Raw genomic sequence first — 16119 nt, forward strand, 5'->3', positions numbered from 1 at the left:
GAAAATCTAGGGCTCACTCTGTTGGCAGCAAGTGACTACTTTTGGTTGCTGCCCATCACGACAGGCAGTAACCGCTCAGAAGCGGACGGATTGCAAGCAGAGTCGGAGCGTTTGCTGGTCACGGGGCGCTTGGCCATCATTGAGTGCTACGATGTAACCGCAGGCTCATACCAAGAAATCCAGCCGGAGGGCAAAGGGACCCAAAGATTGGACTAGTTTTTCCCAGCGAGAAGCGGGCTCAGGCATTAGCGAGGGACAGCAGTGAATATCATTAATACGATCAGCTGGATCGATCCAGTCGCAATCAAATCAAGTCGGCAAGCTTGCTTTTGGTGGACGCGAAGATGACGCCTGAGACAATCACTCGGCTGCTAGCTGCTATGAACGCTGGCCGCCTTCTAGTGATCTGTGGTGCCGGGCTATCAATGGCGCCGCCTAGCAACCTGCCGTCGGCCTGGACAGTTTCCGAGCGGTGCTTTGACAAATACCGTCTTGAGTCTGATCCGAACTGTGACCTAGCGCTTCGAAACGATCTGGAGGCGCTCGCCGAACACTTCGCAGGACTCAACGCCCTTCAATCGGTCTTCATCGAACATCTAGTGCCTTGGCCAGCTTTTATGCGGCCATCGAACACTGGGCATGCCGCGATAGCGGATTTTCTCATCACTCGCGCAGCCGTTGCTGGCATATCTAGCAACTACGATACCCTCATCGAACGACGCGCCTGGGACTATGGCGCGGACTTCCGCGGCTCGCTTGACGGAGATGAAGCCACCGCCGATTCTGTTCGTCAGGCGCCCTTGCTGAAATTCCATGGCTGTTCTCACCGCGATCGACTAGCCACCGTCTGGGCGCCTTCACAGCTCAATGATCCGAATATCTCGGCCCGTATTGCGCGAAGCAAAGTCTGGATGGCTGCCAACCTTCGGCAGAAGGACCTGCTTGTCGTGGGCTTCTGGTCAGACTGGGAATACCTCAATTCCGTGATCGGCGCCGCACTGATCGACGTTCAACCGCTGTCCGTGACCGTTATCGACCTGTCGCCAACAAATGCGCTCGAGCAAAAGGCCCCCCAGCTCTGGGAGATCGCGCACGCACAAAACGTGACGTTCGAACATGTTCAACAGTCCGGGGCTGTGGCACTCGACGAACTTCGTCGCGCATTCTCATCGAATTACCTTCGCCAGGTTCTGGACGCCGGGCGAGCCGCCTTTGAGCACTCCACAGGAGTCCAGTGCGATCCGGCTTGGCTAAACGTTGATAATTTCGATAGCGAGGTTTTGTATGGTCTGAGGAGGGATGCCGAAGGCGTCTCGGCGGCGGAGCCGGCCAAGCTCCTGCGCCCGGCAAATCCGGAAACTCTCGGTTTCTTCCATTTGTTGTTGCGTCAGGCTGGGGCCGTTCAACGCGCCGATGGTTATGAGTTGAATGGCCGGAGCATCCGGGTTCTCAACGGAGTGCAATCCGTCCTCGGGACGCTACGCGGGAAATTCGTCGAGCCACCCGCCGTGATACAGTCTGATATCGTTGTAGCAGTGGGTGCGACCGACTTGGGCGTGCCGGATAACGTCGTGCGAAGCGGACGCAGCGGCGACGTGATTCGTCCTAACCCAGCGGGCGAATGGTACGACCTCCCAGGGGCAAGAGCAGAGTTGGGCATCTAATGGATATCCTCACGCAAGTCGAAATTCTCCTTCGCGACGCCCAGTACGAAACTTGGATGTGGCCTGGCTCAGCCGGCCCAGTGACTTGTTTCGAAAGCGCAGCGCTGATGGGATTCGTCCATGTCTTCGACACCGCAGATACTCTTCTCAGCACTTGGCGTGCGAGCCAGCAAGTGGCACTCGCCCGTCATGCTGCTTCGTTGCGCGCCGCAGGAGCGAAAGCGTGGAATGTCTATTCAATCTTTCTGACCCCGGATCAAGATGCACGCCGAGCGCGTGAGATTGAGCGAATCGAAGAGGATTTCTCTCTGACGCGAAAAATTGCCAGGGCCTCAATCATCACAACGGATGACGTTGAGAAAGCGCTGCTGCCGCTGCTGTCCTTACGCGCCAAGCCGTTGCTTGGCGTCGCAAACTTCGAGACGAGACTGCGCACTAGGCTGAACGACATTTCTTCTGAGGCAGTAACTGCGTTCATTAATAACGCGACAACGCCAGCGGAGGTTGCTCGCATCTTGGGAGCGACATCATGAGGCTCGACTTCATCGAAGTATGCGGTTTTCGTGGATTCAGGGATCTCGTCCGGATTAACTTCGGACGGGGCTTCACTGTCATCACGGGCCGGAACGGTGTTGGCAAAAGCACGATATGCGATGCGGTCGAGTTTGCGATCATCGGTTCTATCGACAAATATGCTGTTGAGAAGTCGGCGAAGGAAAGCCTTAGCGATTATTTATGGTGGCGTGGCGAAGGCGTTCCAAAGGCCCACTATGTAACGGTCTCGTTTGTCGACGACGATGGCAAGTCGTTCACCATCACTCGCACACGTGAGTCAGGTGCTGATCATTCAGCGGATGAAATCCAGGCTGCGCTTTGCAGCGGGCCTGTGCCAGAAAATGCACTCTGGCAGCTCACTCGAACCTCAATCATCCGCGACGAATGGATCGCCGCGCTCAGCGTAGACCTCACGGAAACGGAGCGATTCGATCTTGTGCGCTCGGCGCTCGGTGCTTTAGAAGGCTCGGAGGCAGGTAGTAGAGCCAAGGCGGTTGTGGCGGCTGCCGAAGCCACGCTTTCTGAAGACGAATCCGCCTATGAAACTGCCCGTTCGCGGTTGGCGGACAGATTAACGCAACTGTCTGAGACACAAGCGACCCTAAGCCGCTCAGGTGATATGTCCTCCGCACTCCAGGTGATCGACACAGCCGCGCCGGATGCGCCGCCTGAGCTGGGGGAACGACTGACTGCGGGTCGAAATGCACTCGCGAACGGACGAACCCGATTGGATCGAATGGGCGAAGCGCTTCAAATCGGTCGCGAGGTTGAGTTGGCGCAGGCGGCTTACAAAATGCCGGAGGCCGTTGGGGATCGGGAGGCCGCTTCAAGGGCGCACGAAGCGGCGCAACGCGAGCATCAGGCCGCGCAGCAAGCGGTCTTGGAAGCCGAACAACGCCTCGAGCGCGAAGAGGAGATGGACGCAATTGCGGCATCGCTGAGCCTTCTGGTCGAGCACGGTGAGCGCCTCGGGTTGCACGAAGATCATTGCCCGTTATGCGCAGCCTACCGGACGCCGGAGGAGTTTTCCGCAGGTGTGGCTGCGGCGCTGCACCGGATCACATCACTGGCGTCGGGCGTTCAGGCCGCTCGCGATGCTCTCTCTACTGCGAAAGGAAATGCGCGGCTATCCAGTCTTACGCTCCAAGCCGCTGTAGCCGTGCTTGAAGCTCATGCAGACGAGCTGAGACGGTTGTGCAGGCAGGAAGAGGCTCATGTCTCGTTCTATGAGGATTGGGATCTCGACTTTCGCTTCATCAATGATGTTAACGGGCTGGAGCGGGCCATTTCTTCGGAGCGCGACCGGCTGATCGACCTTGAGCGCGCGTTGATAGTGCTGGAAGCCTCGCTAGCGGTATCGCAAACGTCGTCAATCGAAAGCAACATCTCGGTGCTGCGAGTTGAAGTAGAGAAACTGGCGCGGGCGGTCAGTCGGTCGCAAACTGCCGCTACAGCAGCTCGCGAGATCGAACGCTCGGTCAAGCGTGTGAGCGCCGAGATAATCGATGAACGTCTCGCTCAGATTAGCCCGCTTCTCAACGAGCTGTACCAGCGCCTAAGACCACACGCCGACTGGCGCACAATTGATTACAGCATTCGCGGTGACGTCCGTCGTTTTTTGAGCCTTAGGGTCGGAAACGGCCTAAATCCGCAATTTGTCTTCAGTAGTGGTCAGCGTCGTGCCGCCGGTCTCGCTTTCCTTCTCTCTGTCCATCTCGCGCGGGCCTGGACACCGCTCAGGTCTTTGCTGCTAGACGATCCCGTTCAGCACATCGATGATTTTAGGGCTCTTCACCTGGTGGAAGTGCTTGCTGCATTGCGCTTGGATGGGCGTCAGATCATCTGCGCCGTTGAGGACCCCGCGCTCGCCGATCTCTTGTGCCGCCGCTTGGTGAGCACCGCGACTGAGGGGGGCCGGCGTCTTGACATCGACCTCGGGCCGCTCGGCGCAACGAGCGTGGTCACCGACCAAGAGATCCATCCGATGCCGGTTAGTGTCCTACGCAGCGTCGCTACCGCATGAAAGCCGAGAGCGCGCTACACGAGGTATTTTCAATCGCGATATCTCATAGCTAAGTATGCGATTGGCGAGTCCGATACATGGAGCGTTAAATTGACGTTTCTCGCCTAATCAATGGTGTGAGTGTCATAAAGCAAAACCTACACGTGTGTGAGTGATTCCATTGCGACACGTACCAGGTCAGCCTCGAAAGAAAATTCATACGTGTATCCATCTATTTTTATACGGAAAGAGCATGCGGTATCGACGCCTCGATCTGAACCTGTTGGTTGCCCTTGATGCCTTGTTGAGTGAATGCAGCGTCAGCAGGGCAGCCGAACGCTTGTGTTTGGGGCAGTCTGCGACCAGTTCGGCGCTTGGACGCTTGCGGGAGCATTTCAATGATCCGTTGCTGGTTCAAGTCGGGCGGCGTCTGGAGCCCACTGCCCTGGGGCTGGAGCTTTTGCCCAAGGTGCATGAAGCCCTCGCTCTCACGCGGGAGATTATCGATGCACCGGTGAACTTTGAACCAGCCAACTGCATTCGGCAATTTACCCTGGTGGCTTCCGACTACGTGGCCGGGGTGCTTTTTCCTGCGGTCAGTCTCGAGTTGGCGCGCGTCGCGCCGGGTGTACGTTTGAGCCTGCGGGACTTGCCGGTACCGCGAGACGGCGATGTGGTCAGCGAAGCGCTCGACTATCGTCGCAGTGACTGTGTGATTGTGCCGCAGCGCCGCTTGAACTCGGCTTACCCCCATGTGCCGTTGATGAGCGACCAGTTGTGTTGCATCGTCTGTGCAGAGCAGACGAAGTTCGTCGAGGGTTTGAACCTGGCTGCCTATTGCGCCGCCGAACATGTGGTGCGTGAGTTTGCCGACGGGCGAAACCTGGCGATGGATGCCATGCATCTTCATGAGCTCGGTGTTCACCGGCGTGTGGCGGTGACTGTTGAAAGCTTCGCCCTGATGCCGGAGTTCATCGTTGGTACTTCTCGAATTGCCACTGTATTTCATCGGCAAGCGAAACGTTTCGCCAAGCGTTATCCGTTGCGCATTCTCCCCGCACCGGTGGCTTTTCCGGAGGCCGTGCAAGTGCTGCAGTGGCACCCATATCAGGAGCACGACCCGGCGATGATGTGGTTTCGCGGCCTGTTGTTGGAGCAGGCCGCATTGCTTGAGCAATCCGCCGGCTGATCCCCCGTATCAGCCACGAGTCCGGCTCGGTCTATTGCCTGCACGGCGCAGTGTTCATCATTGTCCGAGGTGTCGCCGCTGATGCCGATGGCGCCGAGAATCTTCCCCTCGGCATTGCGAATCAACACGCCACCAGCCACCGGAATCACTTCACCTGCGGTCAGGCTATTGATCGCATCAAAGAATGCCGGCATGGCTTGCGCACGGCGCGCCAACTCTCGCCCTCCAAAGCCCATTCCCAGGCAGCCCCGCGCTTTGCCGGTAGCGATTTGCGGGCGAAGAAAACTCGCTTGTTCATCTCGCACGACGGCCAACGGATGGCCTGCCGAGTCCAGGACGGCGACGGCCAAGGGTTTGATCCCGGTTTCTTGAGCGATTCGAATAGCGCTGCCGGCGATGTGAATGGCTGTGAATAGATTGAGTGTGTTCATGATGTCGCTCTTCATACGGTCCACTTACCCAATTGGGCAACCCGGTCGCGGGTGTACAGGTCAGTCCACTTCAATGAGTTGAAATCGGATACTTGCTTGGGGTTGTAGGGGCTGCGCTCCATACGTACCGGCTGACCGGCCTTGTACACGGCCTTGAGGCGCGAGCGGTCTTGCAGGATGCGGATGTCGTGCAACGGTGAACCGTCGAGCAACAGGAAATCCGCTTGCTTGCCGACTTCAAGGGACCCGATGGTTTCACTGCGCGGCATGCAGCGTGCGCCGACGGCAGTGGCGGCATATAGCGCTTCGGCGGGGGTGAAGCCCAAGCGAGTCACCAGCAATTCCAGCTCGCGGGCGTGCCACTCGCCATAAGGCGTCACGGCAAAACCGCTGTCACTGCCACAGGCGAAGGGCACGCCGGCGGCCTTGGCGCGTTTGAGCACCGCCGATCCGACTTCGAGTGTGCGTGCGCAGTACCCGGCATATCCGGTACTGATGGCCGGGTCGTGAGGTTGACAGAAGTCCACGGTGTTCTGCGGGAAGGTCATGGTCGGCGCGAGGATGCTACCGGCCTCGAGCAGGGCCTCGATACAAGCGTCGTCCATGTAGAAGGCGTGGAACACCAGGTCGACACCGGCACGGGCGGCGTACATTACTGCCTCACGACCATAGGCGTGGGTGGCTACTTTGCAGCCCAGGCGATGAGCTTCCTGGACCATTTCACAGGTTTCTTCGGCAGTGAATGCTGCGATGATTTCGCCGTTCGGCCGACGGTGGGTGCCGTCCATGGCGATCTTGATCAGGTCTACGCCATCCTTGGCCTGTTTACGTATTTCCGCCAACGCTTCGCTGCGACTGGTAACCAGGCGCGCGGTGAAGTATTCCGGAGCGCCCACGCGGCTCGGAAACCAGTCGTTGAGACTCTGCCGATTGGTGATGACCCGGCTGCTGGCCGCGATGCGCGGGCCCTCGTACAAGCCAGCAGCGATCGCATTGCGCACTGCGATGCTGAGCTGGCCGCTATCGCCCGGGCAAACCATGCTGGTGACGCCAGCAGCCAGCACATGTTGTGCGAAAAACATGCCTCGCAGCGCACGGAATTCGTCGCTGGTCCAAATATCGATGTCTTCTTCGCTCTGAGCATTGCCGAACGCCAAATGCGTATGCACGTCCACAAGACCCGGCATGACAAAGTTGTCACCGGCGTCGAGGACGGTGTCGCCCGGTTTCGGCTGCGGCGCCATGGCCGTCGGGCCGACATACGACAGCAGGCCGTTTTCAACGACCAGCGTTTGCTGTTGACGGGTGTTCAGGCCGGTACCGTCGAACAGGGTCTGACATTTCAGGTGCAGGGCATTCATGGCGTTTTCACTTTGCTGATTGTTATGCAAAGCGAGGCTAGGGCGCGGCTATGGATTCGACCAACAACTTGCATCAATGCCCGCGTATTGATGGGGTCGATAGCTTCTGCACGCCAGCATGCATGGGGACTTCGTTGCGATGAGCAAGATCAATCTTCGGGTATCGCGAGTAACGATGGCAGGCATCGGGATCGACGATTTTTTATACCTTGAATCCTGAGTCTATGGTGCGCGCTCATCATCCAAAGAGAGCCATTCATATGACTACCACAGCCGTTAAAACCGAACTCCTGGCACTGGAGCAAGAACGTCACCGGGCATTGGTTGAAGAAGACTACCCACGCGTCGCCGAGTTGTTCGCAGATGACCTGGTGTATGTGCACACCACCGGATTGGTGCAAGGCAAGGCGGACTATCTGGAGTACGCAAGAAGTGCCGTTCAGTATTTGGACATTGAGCGTGGCGAGTTGCTGGTCCGCTTTTACGGAGACCACCTGGCGGTGATGACGGGTACTCAATGCAACACGTTATGCAAGCGCGGCGGCGAGCAGTCGATTCGCGGTGACGGGTTTGTCACGCAGGTGTGGACGTTCGGCACCGAGGGCTGGCAGATCAGCTCGTTTCACGGTACTCGTTCCCCCAACTGAATGCGTTCATCCCTCAATGCAAAACGCCGGATACCCCAGGGTTATCCGGCGTTTTTTTTGCGAGTGAATCAGGCAGTGTGGCCACCCAGGTTTTCGGCGATCCAGTCGGCGATGTACTGACCCGCGTTGATGCTGTTGTCGAAGCTGGAGTGCTGCACGCCGCCTTCGCGTTCGGTAAAGATCTTCAGCTCGCGTTTTGGGCTATTGACCAGTTGCTCGTAAGTGCGATGTGCCCACTTCAGAGGGATCTGCGAATCCTTTTCACCATGGGTCACGAGGAACGGCACCTTGATCCGATCCAGGACGCCGTCCAAATGGACGTTTTCGGCGATGGCCATGAACTCGTCCATGTCCTTGGCTCCCCACACCCAGCACACGTGCGCCCAATAGTGCGGGACAGGGAAACTGCCTTCTTTTTCCAGACGACGCTTTTGCACATCGCGCCAGTCATGGTTTGCGCCCCACACCACACCACAGGAAAACCGGGGTTCGAAGGCCACCGCGCGCGGGCAGTAATAACCGCCGAGAGAGACACCTTCAAGGCCGATACGCTTGGCATCCACGTCGCTTCGGGTTTCCAGCCAGTCGACCACGCGACTGGCCCAGTGCTCGCTGTCGAAGCGGGCAATCAGGTTGTGCAGGCGCAACGCTTCACCGGTGCCGGGCTGGTCGATGATCAGCGACGAGATGCCGCGTTTGGCCAGCCAGGCCGGCAGACCTACGCGGTATTTCATCTCTTTGGTGGAATCCAGCCCATTGACCTGGACTAGAATCGGTGCCGGCCCGCTCACGCCTTCTGCCCGCACCAGCAAGCCGGAAATGTGTTTACCCTCGTAAGGGATTTCAACGCGTTCGCAGTTCTCCCGCGACAACTCGATACCACGTTTGAAGGTGTGCAAGAAACGTTGGTACAACTCGGTACGACCGGGGGCGCCATGGGCCTGCAAACGTTCGCACGTGAGGTAATAGGTGGCGGCACGGTTGTACTTTTCGCCTGCGGATAGCAGTCGGCCATGGCCTTCGTCTTCTTCGGCGAGGCCACACAGTTTGTCGGCCATTTTCGCCCAGGTTTCGCGGAAGGCCTTGGTTCCGGCCGCGTCGGGCTGCTGGGCGGCCTCCTGAAGCGGGGCGCACATTTCTTCGATTTCACCCATGCGGGCGCCCATTTCGATGGCCAGGTCGACAGAGAGATTCCACACGTAATTGGTCGGAAAATAACGGAACATGATTGTTGTTGTCCTTGTGGTTGCCTTGATGTTCTCAAGGCACGTTAAGGACGCGCCCGCTAATTCGCCAATCGTGACGCGGGATGGGAGGTATCGCGAGCGGCGATAGGAGCCTGATCCAGGTGCTGGATGAACTCACTTATGCGCTCGCGCAGCCAGCGATGCATCGGATCGCCATCCACGCTTCGGTGCCAGAGCATGAACTCGCGCATGACCGGAATCTTGACCGGTGGAGGCAGGATACGCAGTGGCAGATATTCGGCATATAAGCGCGCCAGACGCTGGTGCATGGTGGCGATACGCTGGGTGCCGACCACCAGTTGGGGCAGGGTGTTGAAATCGTTGGTGATGACTTCGAGTCGACGATTGAAGCCGTACTGGTTCATGAACCACTCTTCGATGCTCATGTGCCGGGTGCGGCCAAAACCGACCGAGACGTGACCCATGTCCATGTACTGCTCAAGGGTCAGGCTGTCACCGACAAGGGCGTTGCCTTGCCACACAACGCACACGTGTTCTTCTTCAAAGAGCAACTCGGAGGGGTGACCTTCGATGATGTACCGCTCGGGCACGATCATCAGATCCACCTCGCCGCGAATCAGCAACTCCCCTGAGTTATCGCTGGGGCCGAGCATTTCGAAAGTGATATTCGGAGCTTCCTGATGAATCTTCTGGATGACCTGGGCAAACAGGACGCTGATCAGGTAATCCGATGTCACCAGGCGAAAGTGCCGCTTGCTGGTGGTGGGGGCGAACACCGGCTTGGCGGTAATCGATGACTTGATCGTCAGCAGCACCTCGCGCACCGGGTTGATGAGCTCCCGGGCGTAGGGGGTGGTCTGCATTTTTCGCCCGACCTGCACCAGCAATTCGTCTTCGAAGTAGGTCCGCAGGCGCCCCAATACGCCACTGGTGGCGGACTGAGTCATGTGCAGACGTTCGGCGGCGCGGGTGATGTTCTGCTCTTCCAGCAACACATCGAGTGCGACTAACAGATTGAGGTCCAGGTGGTTGAAACGCATCAGGCACATCCGCTGTTGTATTTATTTTCACGATACATTCCTGCGAATTCATCATCTCGTCAACCCCGCTTCAGCTCCGAATCCTCTCGTTTGAGGTATCGCGTTTGCCGATAGGTCGCATCCCGCGACTCGATTAGTCAGCTGTCAATCCCCGCGTCAATCTTCGCCGCAGTCGGACTTGTTGCCGACACCACCACCGGAATCCATGCAGCTTCGAACGGCTATCTCGAGCGTTCGGCGGCAGTCTCCGGATCATAATTTCAATGGAGTGGTAGCCATGAACATCATTGGCCTTGACGCCCTGATTTTTGGCGTCGATGACATCCAAGCCTGTACCGATTGCCTGCGTGATTACGGCCTGACGCCGGTTGACGTCGACAGCAACGGCGGGCGTTTTGAAGCACTGGACGGTACCGCGGTGATCATCCGCCGGGCCGACGACCTAACCCTGCCAGCCGCCATCGGCCCGGCACCATCGATTCGCGAAACCGTCTACGGCGTTGCCAGCGCGGCGGATTTGGACGCCATCGAAGACGAACTGGCACGCGATCGTCAGGTCACCCGTGAAAATGGCATCCTGCACAGCGTCGACGACATGGGGTTCGCGATTGCTTTCCAGGTCACTGTGCGCAAAGCGTACGACGCCCCGAATGACCTGACCAACGCCGCCGGCCATTCACCGCAACGCCCGCTGAACCAGCCTGGCATCACCCTCGACATGGCGGCGATGCCACGTACCCTGTCTCACGTGGTGTATTTCGTCCCGGACGCGGCCAAGGCCGAGAAGTTCTATGCCGAGCGCCTGGGTTTCAGGACCACCGATACCTTTGTCGGCGCCGGACCGTTCATGCGCCCGGCAGGTTCCGACGATCACCATTGCCTGTTCATGATCCAGACCCCTGCGCACATGAAGGGCTGTGAACACTTCACCTTCCACATGGGCAGCGGCACTGAGGTGTTGTTGGCCGGCACGCGTTTCGAACAGAAGGGCTGGACCAGTTTCTGGGGCCCGGGCCGCCACCTCTTTGGCTCCAACTGGTTCTGGTACTTCAACAGTCCGCTGGGTTGCCACATTGAGTACGACGCCGACATGGACAAGCACGATGACGCCTGGGAGGCACGTCGAGCGCCGCTGTCGGCGGATAACTCGCAGCTGTTCCTGTTTAGCTCGAAAGAAAAATGGGCACCCGGCGGCCCGCCACCGAAACACAGTTGAGGGTGGCATGGACCGCAGCGATTTCCCCCTGTGCCGGATGGACGATCTGATGGAAGGACAGGCCCGCGGATTCGATCCATTACAGCGCGGCAAGGACAGTGTTTTTGCCTTGATGCACGAGGGGCAGCCGCGGATTTATCGCAACAGTTGCCCACATCTGGATGTGCGCTTGGAGTACCGCAAAGACCGTTTTCTGTCCGCCGATGGACAGATGATCGTCTGCTACGCCCACGGTGCGCAGTTCCTGCCGGGCACCGGCGAATGTGTCTACGGCCCCTGCCTGGGCCAGCAACTGCAGGCGTTGCCATGGCGGGTGGAGGAGGGCTGGCTGGTGTTGCAAATGCCCGGCATAGAGGTCGCGGGGACCCGGGTCGAGGTATCGCGTTTCAAGATACATCGCATCCCTACTCGCGATTAGTCAAATCCCTGGATTGACGGGAAGCTGAACCCAACGACGCAGCGCCCGGCGCTGCTTCGAATCACAAGAATAAAAAGTGAGAGAACCATGAGTGCAGTGAACAAAGTTCTGATCGTGGGCGGTGGTATCGGTGGTTTGTGTGCGGCCATCGCACTGCGGCGCAAGGGCATTGAGGTCGACTTGATCGAGCTCAAGTCAGAGTGGACGGTTTACGGTGTCGGCATCATCCAGCAAAGCAACGTGGTTCGTGAGATGGCCAGGCTGGGCGTGCTCGACGGTTATCTTGACGCGGCGTACGCCTTTGAAGACGTCGCCATTTACGGCCCGGGCGGCCAGCAACTGGCGCGCATCCCGGGGCAGCGTCTGGCCGGACCTGCGTACCCGGCGAATGTCGGTATTTCACGACTGGCGCTGCACAAGGTCCTCAGCGAAACGGCGCTGCAGCTCGGAGCTCAAGTACGCCTGGGTCTTAGCGTGGAATCCTTGAACGACAACGGCGACAGCGTCGAAGTGCTGTTCACCGATGGCAGCAGCGGGGTCTACGACCTTGTGCTTGGCGCGGACGGCCTGTTCTCCAAAGTCCGCACTTTACTGTTCGGCGACACCTATACACCACGTTTTACCGGCCAGTCGGTATGGCGCTACAACTTCCCGCGTAACCCGCAAATCGATCACCTGGCCAACTACCAGAGCGCCGAAGGCAATGCCGGACTGGTGCCCCTGGCCGGCGACCTGATGTACATGTTCCTGACATCCCACGAACCGTCCAACCCCTGGATGGACCCCGCGATCCTGGCCGAGCAAATGCGCCAGCGCTTGCAAGGCTTCACCGGCCTTATTGGCGAACTGCGGGAGCAAATCACCGACAGCCGCCAGGTGGTCTACAAGCCGATGGAAGTGGTGTTCGTCAACGAGCCCTGGTATCGCGGCCGTGTGCTGCTGATCGGCGATGCAGCCCACGCGACCACGCCGCACCTGGGGCAGGGGGCCGGAATGGCAATCGAGGATGCCATCGTGCTCAGCGAAGAGCTGACCGGCGGCGGCAACGTCGAACAACAGCTTCAGCGCTTCATGGCGCGCCGTTTCGAGCGCTGCAAATACATCAGTGAAAGCTCGGTGCTGGCCGGCGACAAAGAGATGCAACACGACCGCGACTTCGATCGTATCGGCCTGGTCAAGCAGATGCTCGCACGCACGGCTGAACCTATCTGATTCAAAACGACGGTTCATCCACAGCAGTTACCACTATAAAAACAAGAGGTTAACGCGATGGTTAGCTCTACGACTGCGACGCTCGCGCGCCGCCAGGTCAGCATGTCTGCACCCTTTGGTTTCAGTTTGGCCGCGGCGTTGGTGCTGTGCAGCCAGGCGGCCCATGCCTTTCAAGTGGACACCGGCAATCCCGACTTCAAGCTGCGTTGGGATAACACGGTGAAATACAGCGCCGCGTGGCGAACCCAGAATCCCAGCCACAAACTGACCGAGGGTCAGGTCGCGCTTAACCAGGACGATGGTGATCGCGCCTTTAAGAAGGGCCTGATCTCCAACCGTACTGACATCCTTTCCGAACTGGACATGTCCTTTAAAAACGTCGGTGCGCGCCTCAGTGGTGCCGCCTGGTACGACACCGAATACCAGCACGATAACGATAACGACAACCCGGCGCGTGCCAACGCGCGTTCGGTAGCCTACGACGAATTTACCGATGACACCCGCCATCTGCACGGCGGCGATGGTGAGTTGCTGGACGCGTTTGTGTATTGGAATGGCGAGATCGCCGATCGCGCCACGTCCGTACGTGCCGGTCGCCACGGGTTGATCTGGGGCGAAAGCCTGTTCTTCGGGGCCAACGGCATTGCCGGTGACATGGCGCCGGTCGACGTGGTTAAAGCACAGTCGGTACCTAACACCCAGTTCAAGGAAATCACCCGTCCGGTCAATCAACTGTCGGGCACTTTTCAACTGACCGATGACGTATCTCTGGGCGCGTTCTACCAGCTGGAGTGGGAAGAAACGCGCCTGCCTGGCGCGGGCAGTTACTTCTCCACCAGCGACACCATTGGTGAAGGTAACGAACGCTTGATCGTCGGCACGCCATTTCCGGCATTTCTGGGTGGCAACGCCAGCAGCCCGGCGGCGTTCTTCCACGGCAATGACAAGGAAGCGAAAAGTTCGGGGCAGGGCGGCCTGCAGTTGAAGTACAGCGCGGAAACGGTTGAGTACGGCCTTTACGCTATTCAGTACCACGACAAGACACCGAAGCTTTACCTGCGGCCGTCCACGGGTACGCCGAATTTTAGTACCGGACAAATCGGTGATTACTACTGGGTGTACCCGGAAGACATCCGCGCCTTGGGCGCCAGTTTTTCCACCACGGTCGAGGAATACAGCTTCGCTGGTGAAGCGTCGATGCGCTGGAACATGCCGCTGGTTTCCAACGGCCAGACCGTTTTGCCAGGCGTTGACGCCGACAACGACAACAATCCGCTTTACGCCGTCGGCCGTACCGCTCACGTCAACCTCAACGTGCTGGCCTCGTTCGGGCCGAGTTTCATTGCCAAAGAGTCGGGATTCGTCGGCGAGATCGCCTGGAACCGCCTGCTCAGTGTCACGAAAAACCGTGCCGCGCTCGACCCCAATGCCACCGATGACGGCCTCGGCTTCAAGATGGTTTACACCCCAACCTATCGCCAGTTTTTCTCCGGTATCGACATCAGCATTCCGATTGGCCTCAGTTACTTCCCGCTCGGCAAGTCGGCAGTTGTCAGCACATTCGGATCGGACAAAGGCGGCGATATGAATATTGGTATCACCGCGACCTACCTCGACCGCGTGACTGCCGGCCTGACCTATACGCATTACTACGGCCCCGAGGACACCAACCTCAACGCGGCCAGCCAGTTCAATTACAAGCAATCGCTGAAAGACCGGGACTACCTGGCTTTCTCCGTCAAGACCACGTTTTAAGAGGACTTGCGCATGATCAACAACAATAAAATCGCAGCATTCAAGCTCAAGGCCTTGTGCTTCGCGCTGCTCGGAAGCCTGGCCATTTGCAGCCAGATCACGCTTGCCGCGACGGCTGAAGACGCTGCCAAACTGTCGAAGAACCTGACACCTTTCGGCGCCGAGCGTGCCGGTAATGCCGAGGGCACTATTCCTGCCTGGGACGGTGGATACACCAAGGTCGACCCGTCGTTCAAGGAAGGCGGCAAACGCAGCGATCCGTTCGCCGCAGACAAGCCGCTGTTCAGCATTACCTCGAAAAACCTCGCACAGTACGCCGGCAAACTCAGCGATGGCACCAAGGAAATGTTCAAGCGTTTCCCGGACACTTATCGCATCGACGTTTACCCGACACGGCGTACGGCCGCTGCCCCTCAGTGGGTGTATGACAACACGCTGAAAAACGCGACACGCGCCAAACTGGTCGACAGCAGCGCCGGCCCCGTCCCGCAAGGTGCCTTCGGCGGGATTCCGTTCCCGATACCGCAAAACGGCGCTGAAGCCATGTGGAACCACTTGCTCAATTGGCGCGGTACCTCGCTGTCGATGCACTTTCGTCACTATCTGATGACCGCTGATGGCAAACAGGTGATGACCACCGACGGCCAGGCCATTCAGGAAATGCCGTACTACTACCAGGACGGTTCGCCTGAATCCTTTGCCGGCGATTACTGGTTGTTCCGCCTGCTCAACGTCGGGCCACCACTGCGCGCCGGCGAGCAGATCATGGGTCGCACCAACCTCAATGGCGATCTGTCCCAGGCGCACGTTTACCTGACCGGTCAACGCCGCGTACGCAAGCTGCCGAATGCCTGCTGCGATACACCGACACCGGCGACCGCCGGGGTGATGTCGTTCGACGAACTGAGCGTGTTTCAGGGCCGCATGGATCGCTTCGACTGGAAGCTGGTGGGCAAGCAGGAGATGTACATCCCCTACAACACCAACAAAGTGCAGACCGCGAGCAAACCTGAGGATCTGTTCCTCGCCCATCACATGAGCCCCGACTACGTGCGCTGGGAGTTGCACCGGGTATGGGTGGTGGAGGCGGAACTGGCACCGGGCAAGCGTCACCAATTGCCAAAGGGACGCTACTACCTCGATGAAGACACTTGGCAAGCCATGTTGGGCGATCGCTGGGACGCCAACGGCCAACTCGCCAAAACACTGTGGTCGCTACCGGCAGTGCTGCCAGACCTGCCAGCACAAGCGCAGTTGTCCTCAGGCTTTTACGACCTGACCTCCGGCGCCTGGTTTATTCAGAACGTCTACACCGGCCAGCCCGAGCAGTACGGCATGGTGGACCGCTACAAGTCCTCCGAGTTCTCGCCGGCGGCGATGGCGGGTGCCGGGGTTCGTTGAGTCAGACCGGGTCACGGTTC

The 16119-nt window shown here is 58.7% G+C and carries 13 protein-coding genes and 1 pseudogene; 10 read left to right on the forward strand and 4 right to left on the reverse strand.

Going from position 1 to position 16119, the window contains the following annotated elements; all coding sequences use genetic code 11:
- Nucleotides 1-344 precede the first annotated feature (344 nt).
- The 4 genes from ACYZT7_RS16385 to ACYZT7_RS16400 all read left to right on the forward strand — a co-directional run bounded on the left by ACYZT7_RS16385 (nucleotide 345) and on the right by ACYZT7_RS16400 (nucleotide 5410).
- The gene (locus ACYZT7_RS16385) at nucleotides 345-1664 is read left to right on the forward strand and encodes an SIR2 family protein (protein ID WP_462037395.1); all 1320 of its coding nucleotides are present in this window, start codon (nucleotides 345-347) and stop codon (nucleotides 1662-1664) included.
- Nucleotides 1664-2197, forward strand: a complete 534-nt coding sequence (locus ACYZT7_RS16390) for a hypothetical protein (protein WP_462037396.1) — start codon at nucleotides 1664-1666, stop codon at nucleotides 2195-2197. Before ACYZT7_RS16385 ends, ACYZT7_RS16390 begins: the two co-directional genes overlap by 1 nt.
- Nucleotides 2194-4242, forward strand: a complete 2049-nt coding sequence (locus tag ACYZT7_RS16395; RefSeq protein ID WP_462037397.1) for an AAA family ATPase — start codon at nucleotides 2194-2196, stop codon at nucleotides 4240-4242. The genes ACYZT7_RS16390 and ACYZT7_RS16395 overlap by 4 nt, the downstream gene beginning before the upstream one ends.
- A gap of 232 nt (nucleotides 4243-4474) precedes the next feature.
- Nucleotides 4475-5410, forward strand: coding sequence for a LysR family transcriptional regulator (locus tag ACYZT7_RS16400; protein WP_462037398.1), 936 nt, complete (start codon nucleotides 4475-4477; stop codon nucleotides 5408-5410).
- Here ACYZT7_RS16400 and ACYZT7_RS16405 read toward each other — a convergent pair.
- Both ACYZT7_RS16405 and ACYZT7_RS16410 read right to left on the reverse strand, forming a co-directional pair.
- Nucleotides 5407-5841 (reverse strand): annotated as a pseudogene (locus tag ACYZT7_RS16405) (GlcG/HbpS family heme-binding protein); the annotation flags it as partial. The gene ACYZT7_RS16400 and the pseudogene ACYZT7_RS16405 sit on opposite strands and share 4 nt — an antisense overlap.
- A gap of 11 nt (nucleotides 5842-5852) precedes the next feature.
- Nucleotides 5853-7202, reverse strand: a complete 1350-nt coding sequence (locus ACYZT7_RS16410) for a metal-dependent hydrolase family protein (RefSeq protein WP_462037399.1) — start codon at nucleotides 7200-7202, stop codon at nucleotides 5853-5855.
- Nucleotides 7203-7462: 260 nt separating this feature from the next.
- On the opposite strand from ACYZT7_RS16410, the gene ACYZT7_RS16415 reads away from it, so the two are divergent.
- Nucleotides 7463-7849, forward strand: coding sequence for a nuclear transport factor 2 family protein (locus ACYZT7_RS16415; RefSeq protein ID WP_462037400.1), 387 nt, complete (start codon nucleotides 7463-7465; stop codon nucleotides 7847-7849).
- A gap of 68 nt (nucleotides 7850-7917) precedes the next feature.
- Here ACYZT7_RS16415 and ACYZT7_RS16420 read toward each other — a convergent pair whose 3' ends face one another.
- Both ACYZT7_RS16420 and ACYZT7_RS16425 read right to left on the reverse strand, forming a co-directional pair.
- Nucleotides 7918-9075: an alpha/beta hydrolase family protein gene (locus ACYZT7_RS16420; protein ID WP_462037401.1), complete on the reverse strand. Its 1158-nt coding sequence runs from the start codon at nucleotides 9073-9075 to the stop codon at nucleotides 7918-7920.
- A 59-nt stretch (nucleotides 9076-9134) separates the two neighbouring features.
- The gene (locus ACYZT7_RS16425; RefSeq protein ID WP_462037402.1) at nucleotides 9135-10097 is read right to left on the reverse strand and encodes a LysR family transcriptional regulator; all 963 of its coding nucleotides are present in this window, start codon (nucleotides 10095-10097) and stop codon (nucleotides 9135-9137) included.
- A gap of 277 nt (nucleotides 10098-10374) precedes the next feature.
- Between ACYZT7_RS16425 and ACYZT7_RS16430 the strand changes: the two genes are divergently transcribed.
- The 5 genes from ACYZT7_RS16430 (at nucleotide 10375) to ACYZT7_RS16450 (ending at nucleotide 16099) form a co-directional block, all read left to right on the forward strand.
- A complete protein-coding gene (locus ACYZT7_RS16430; protein ID WP_462037403.1) occupies nucleotides 10375-11313 on the forward strand; it encodes a VOC family protein in 939 nt (312 codons plus the stop codon).
- A 7-nt stretch (nucleotides 11314-11320) separates the two neighbouring features.
- Nucleotides 11321-11731 (forward strand): Rieske (2Fe-2S) protein, encoded by a 411-nt coding sequence (locus tag ACYZT7_RS16435; protein ID WP_462037404.1) that lies wholly within the window; start codon nucleotides 11321-11323, stop codon nucleotides 11729-11731.
- 87 nt (nucleotides 11732-11818) lie between these two features.
- The gene (locus ACYZT7_RS16440) at nucleotides 11819-12943 is read left to right on the forward strand and encodes an FAD-dependent oxidoreductase (protein WP_462037405.1); all 1125 of its coding nucleotides are present in this window, start codon (nucleotides 11819-11821) and stop codon (nucleotides 12941-12943) included.
- Nucleotides 12944-13000: 57 nt separating this feature from the next.
- On the forward strand, nucleotides 13001-14698 hold the full coding sequence (locus tag ACYZT7_RS16445; protein ID WP_462037406.1) for a DUF1302 domain-containing protein: 1698 nt from the start codon (nucleotides 13001-13003) through the stop codon (nucleotides 14696-14698).
- Between the two features lie 12 nt (nucleotides 14699-14710).
- Entirely contained in the window at nucleotides 14711-16099 is a 1389-nt protein-coding gene (locus ACYZT7_RS16450) for a DUF1329 domain-containing protein (RefSeq protein WP_462037407.1), read from the forward strand.
- The last annotated feature ends 20 nt before the right edge of the window (nucleotides 16100-16119 follow it).

Source organism: Pseudomonas sp. RT4P38 (assembly GCF_054897765.1).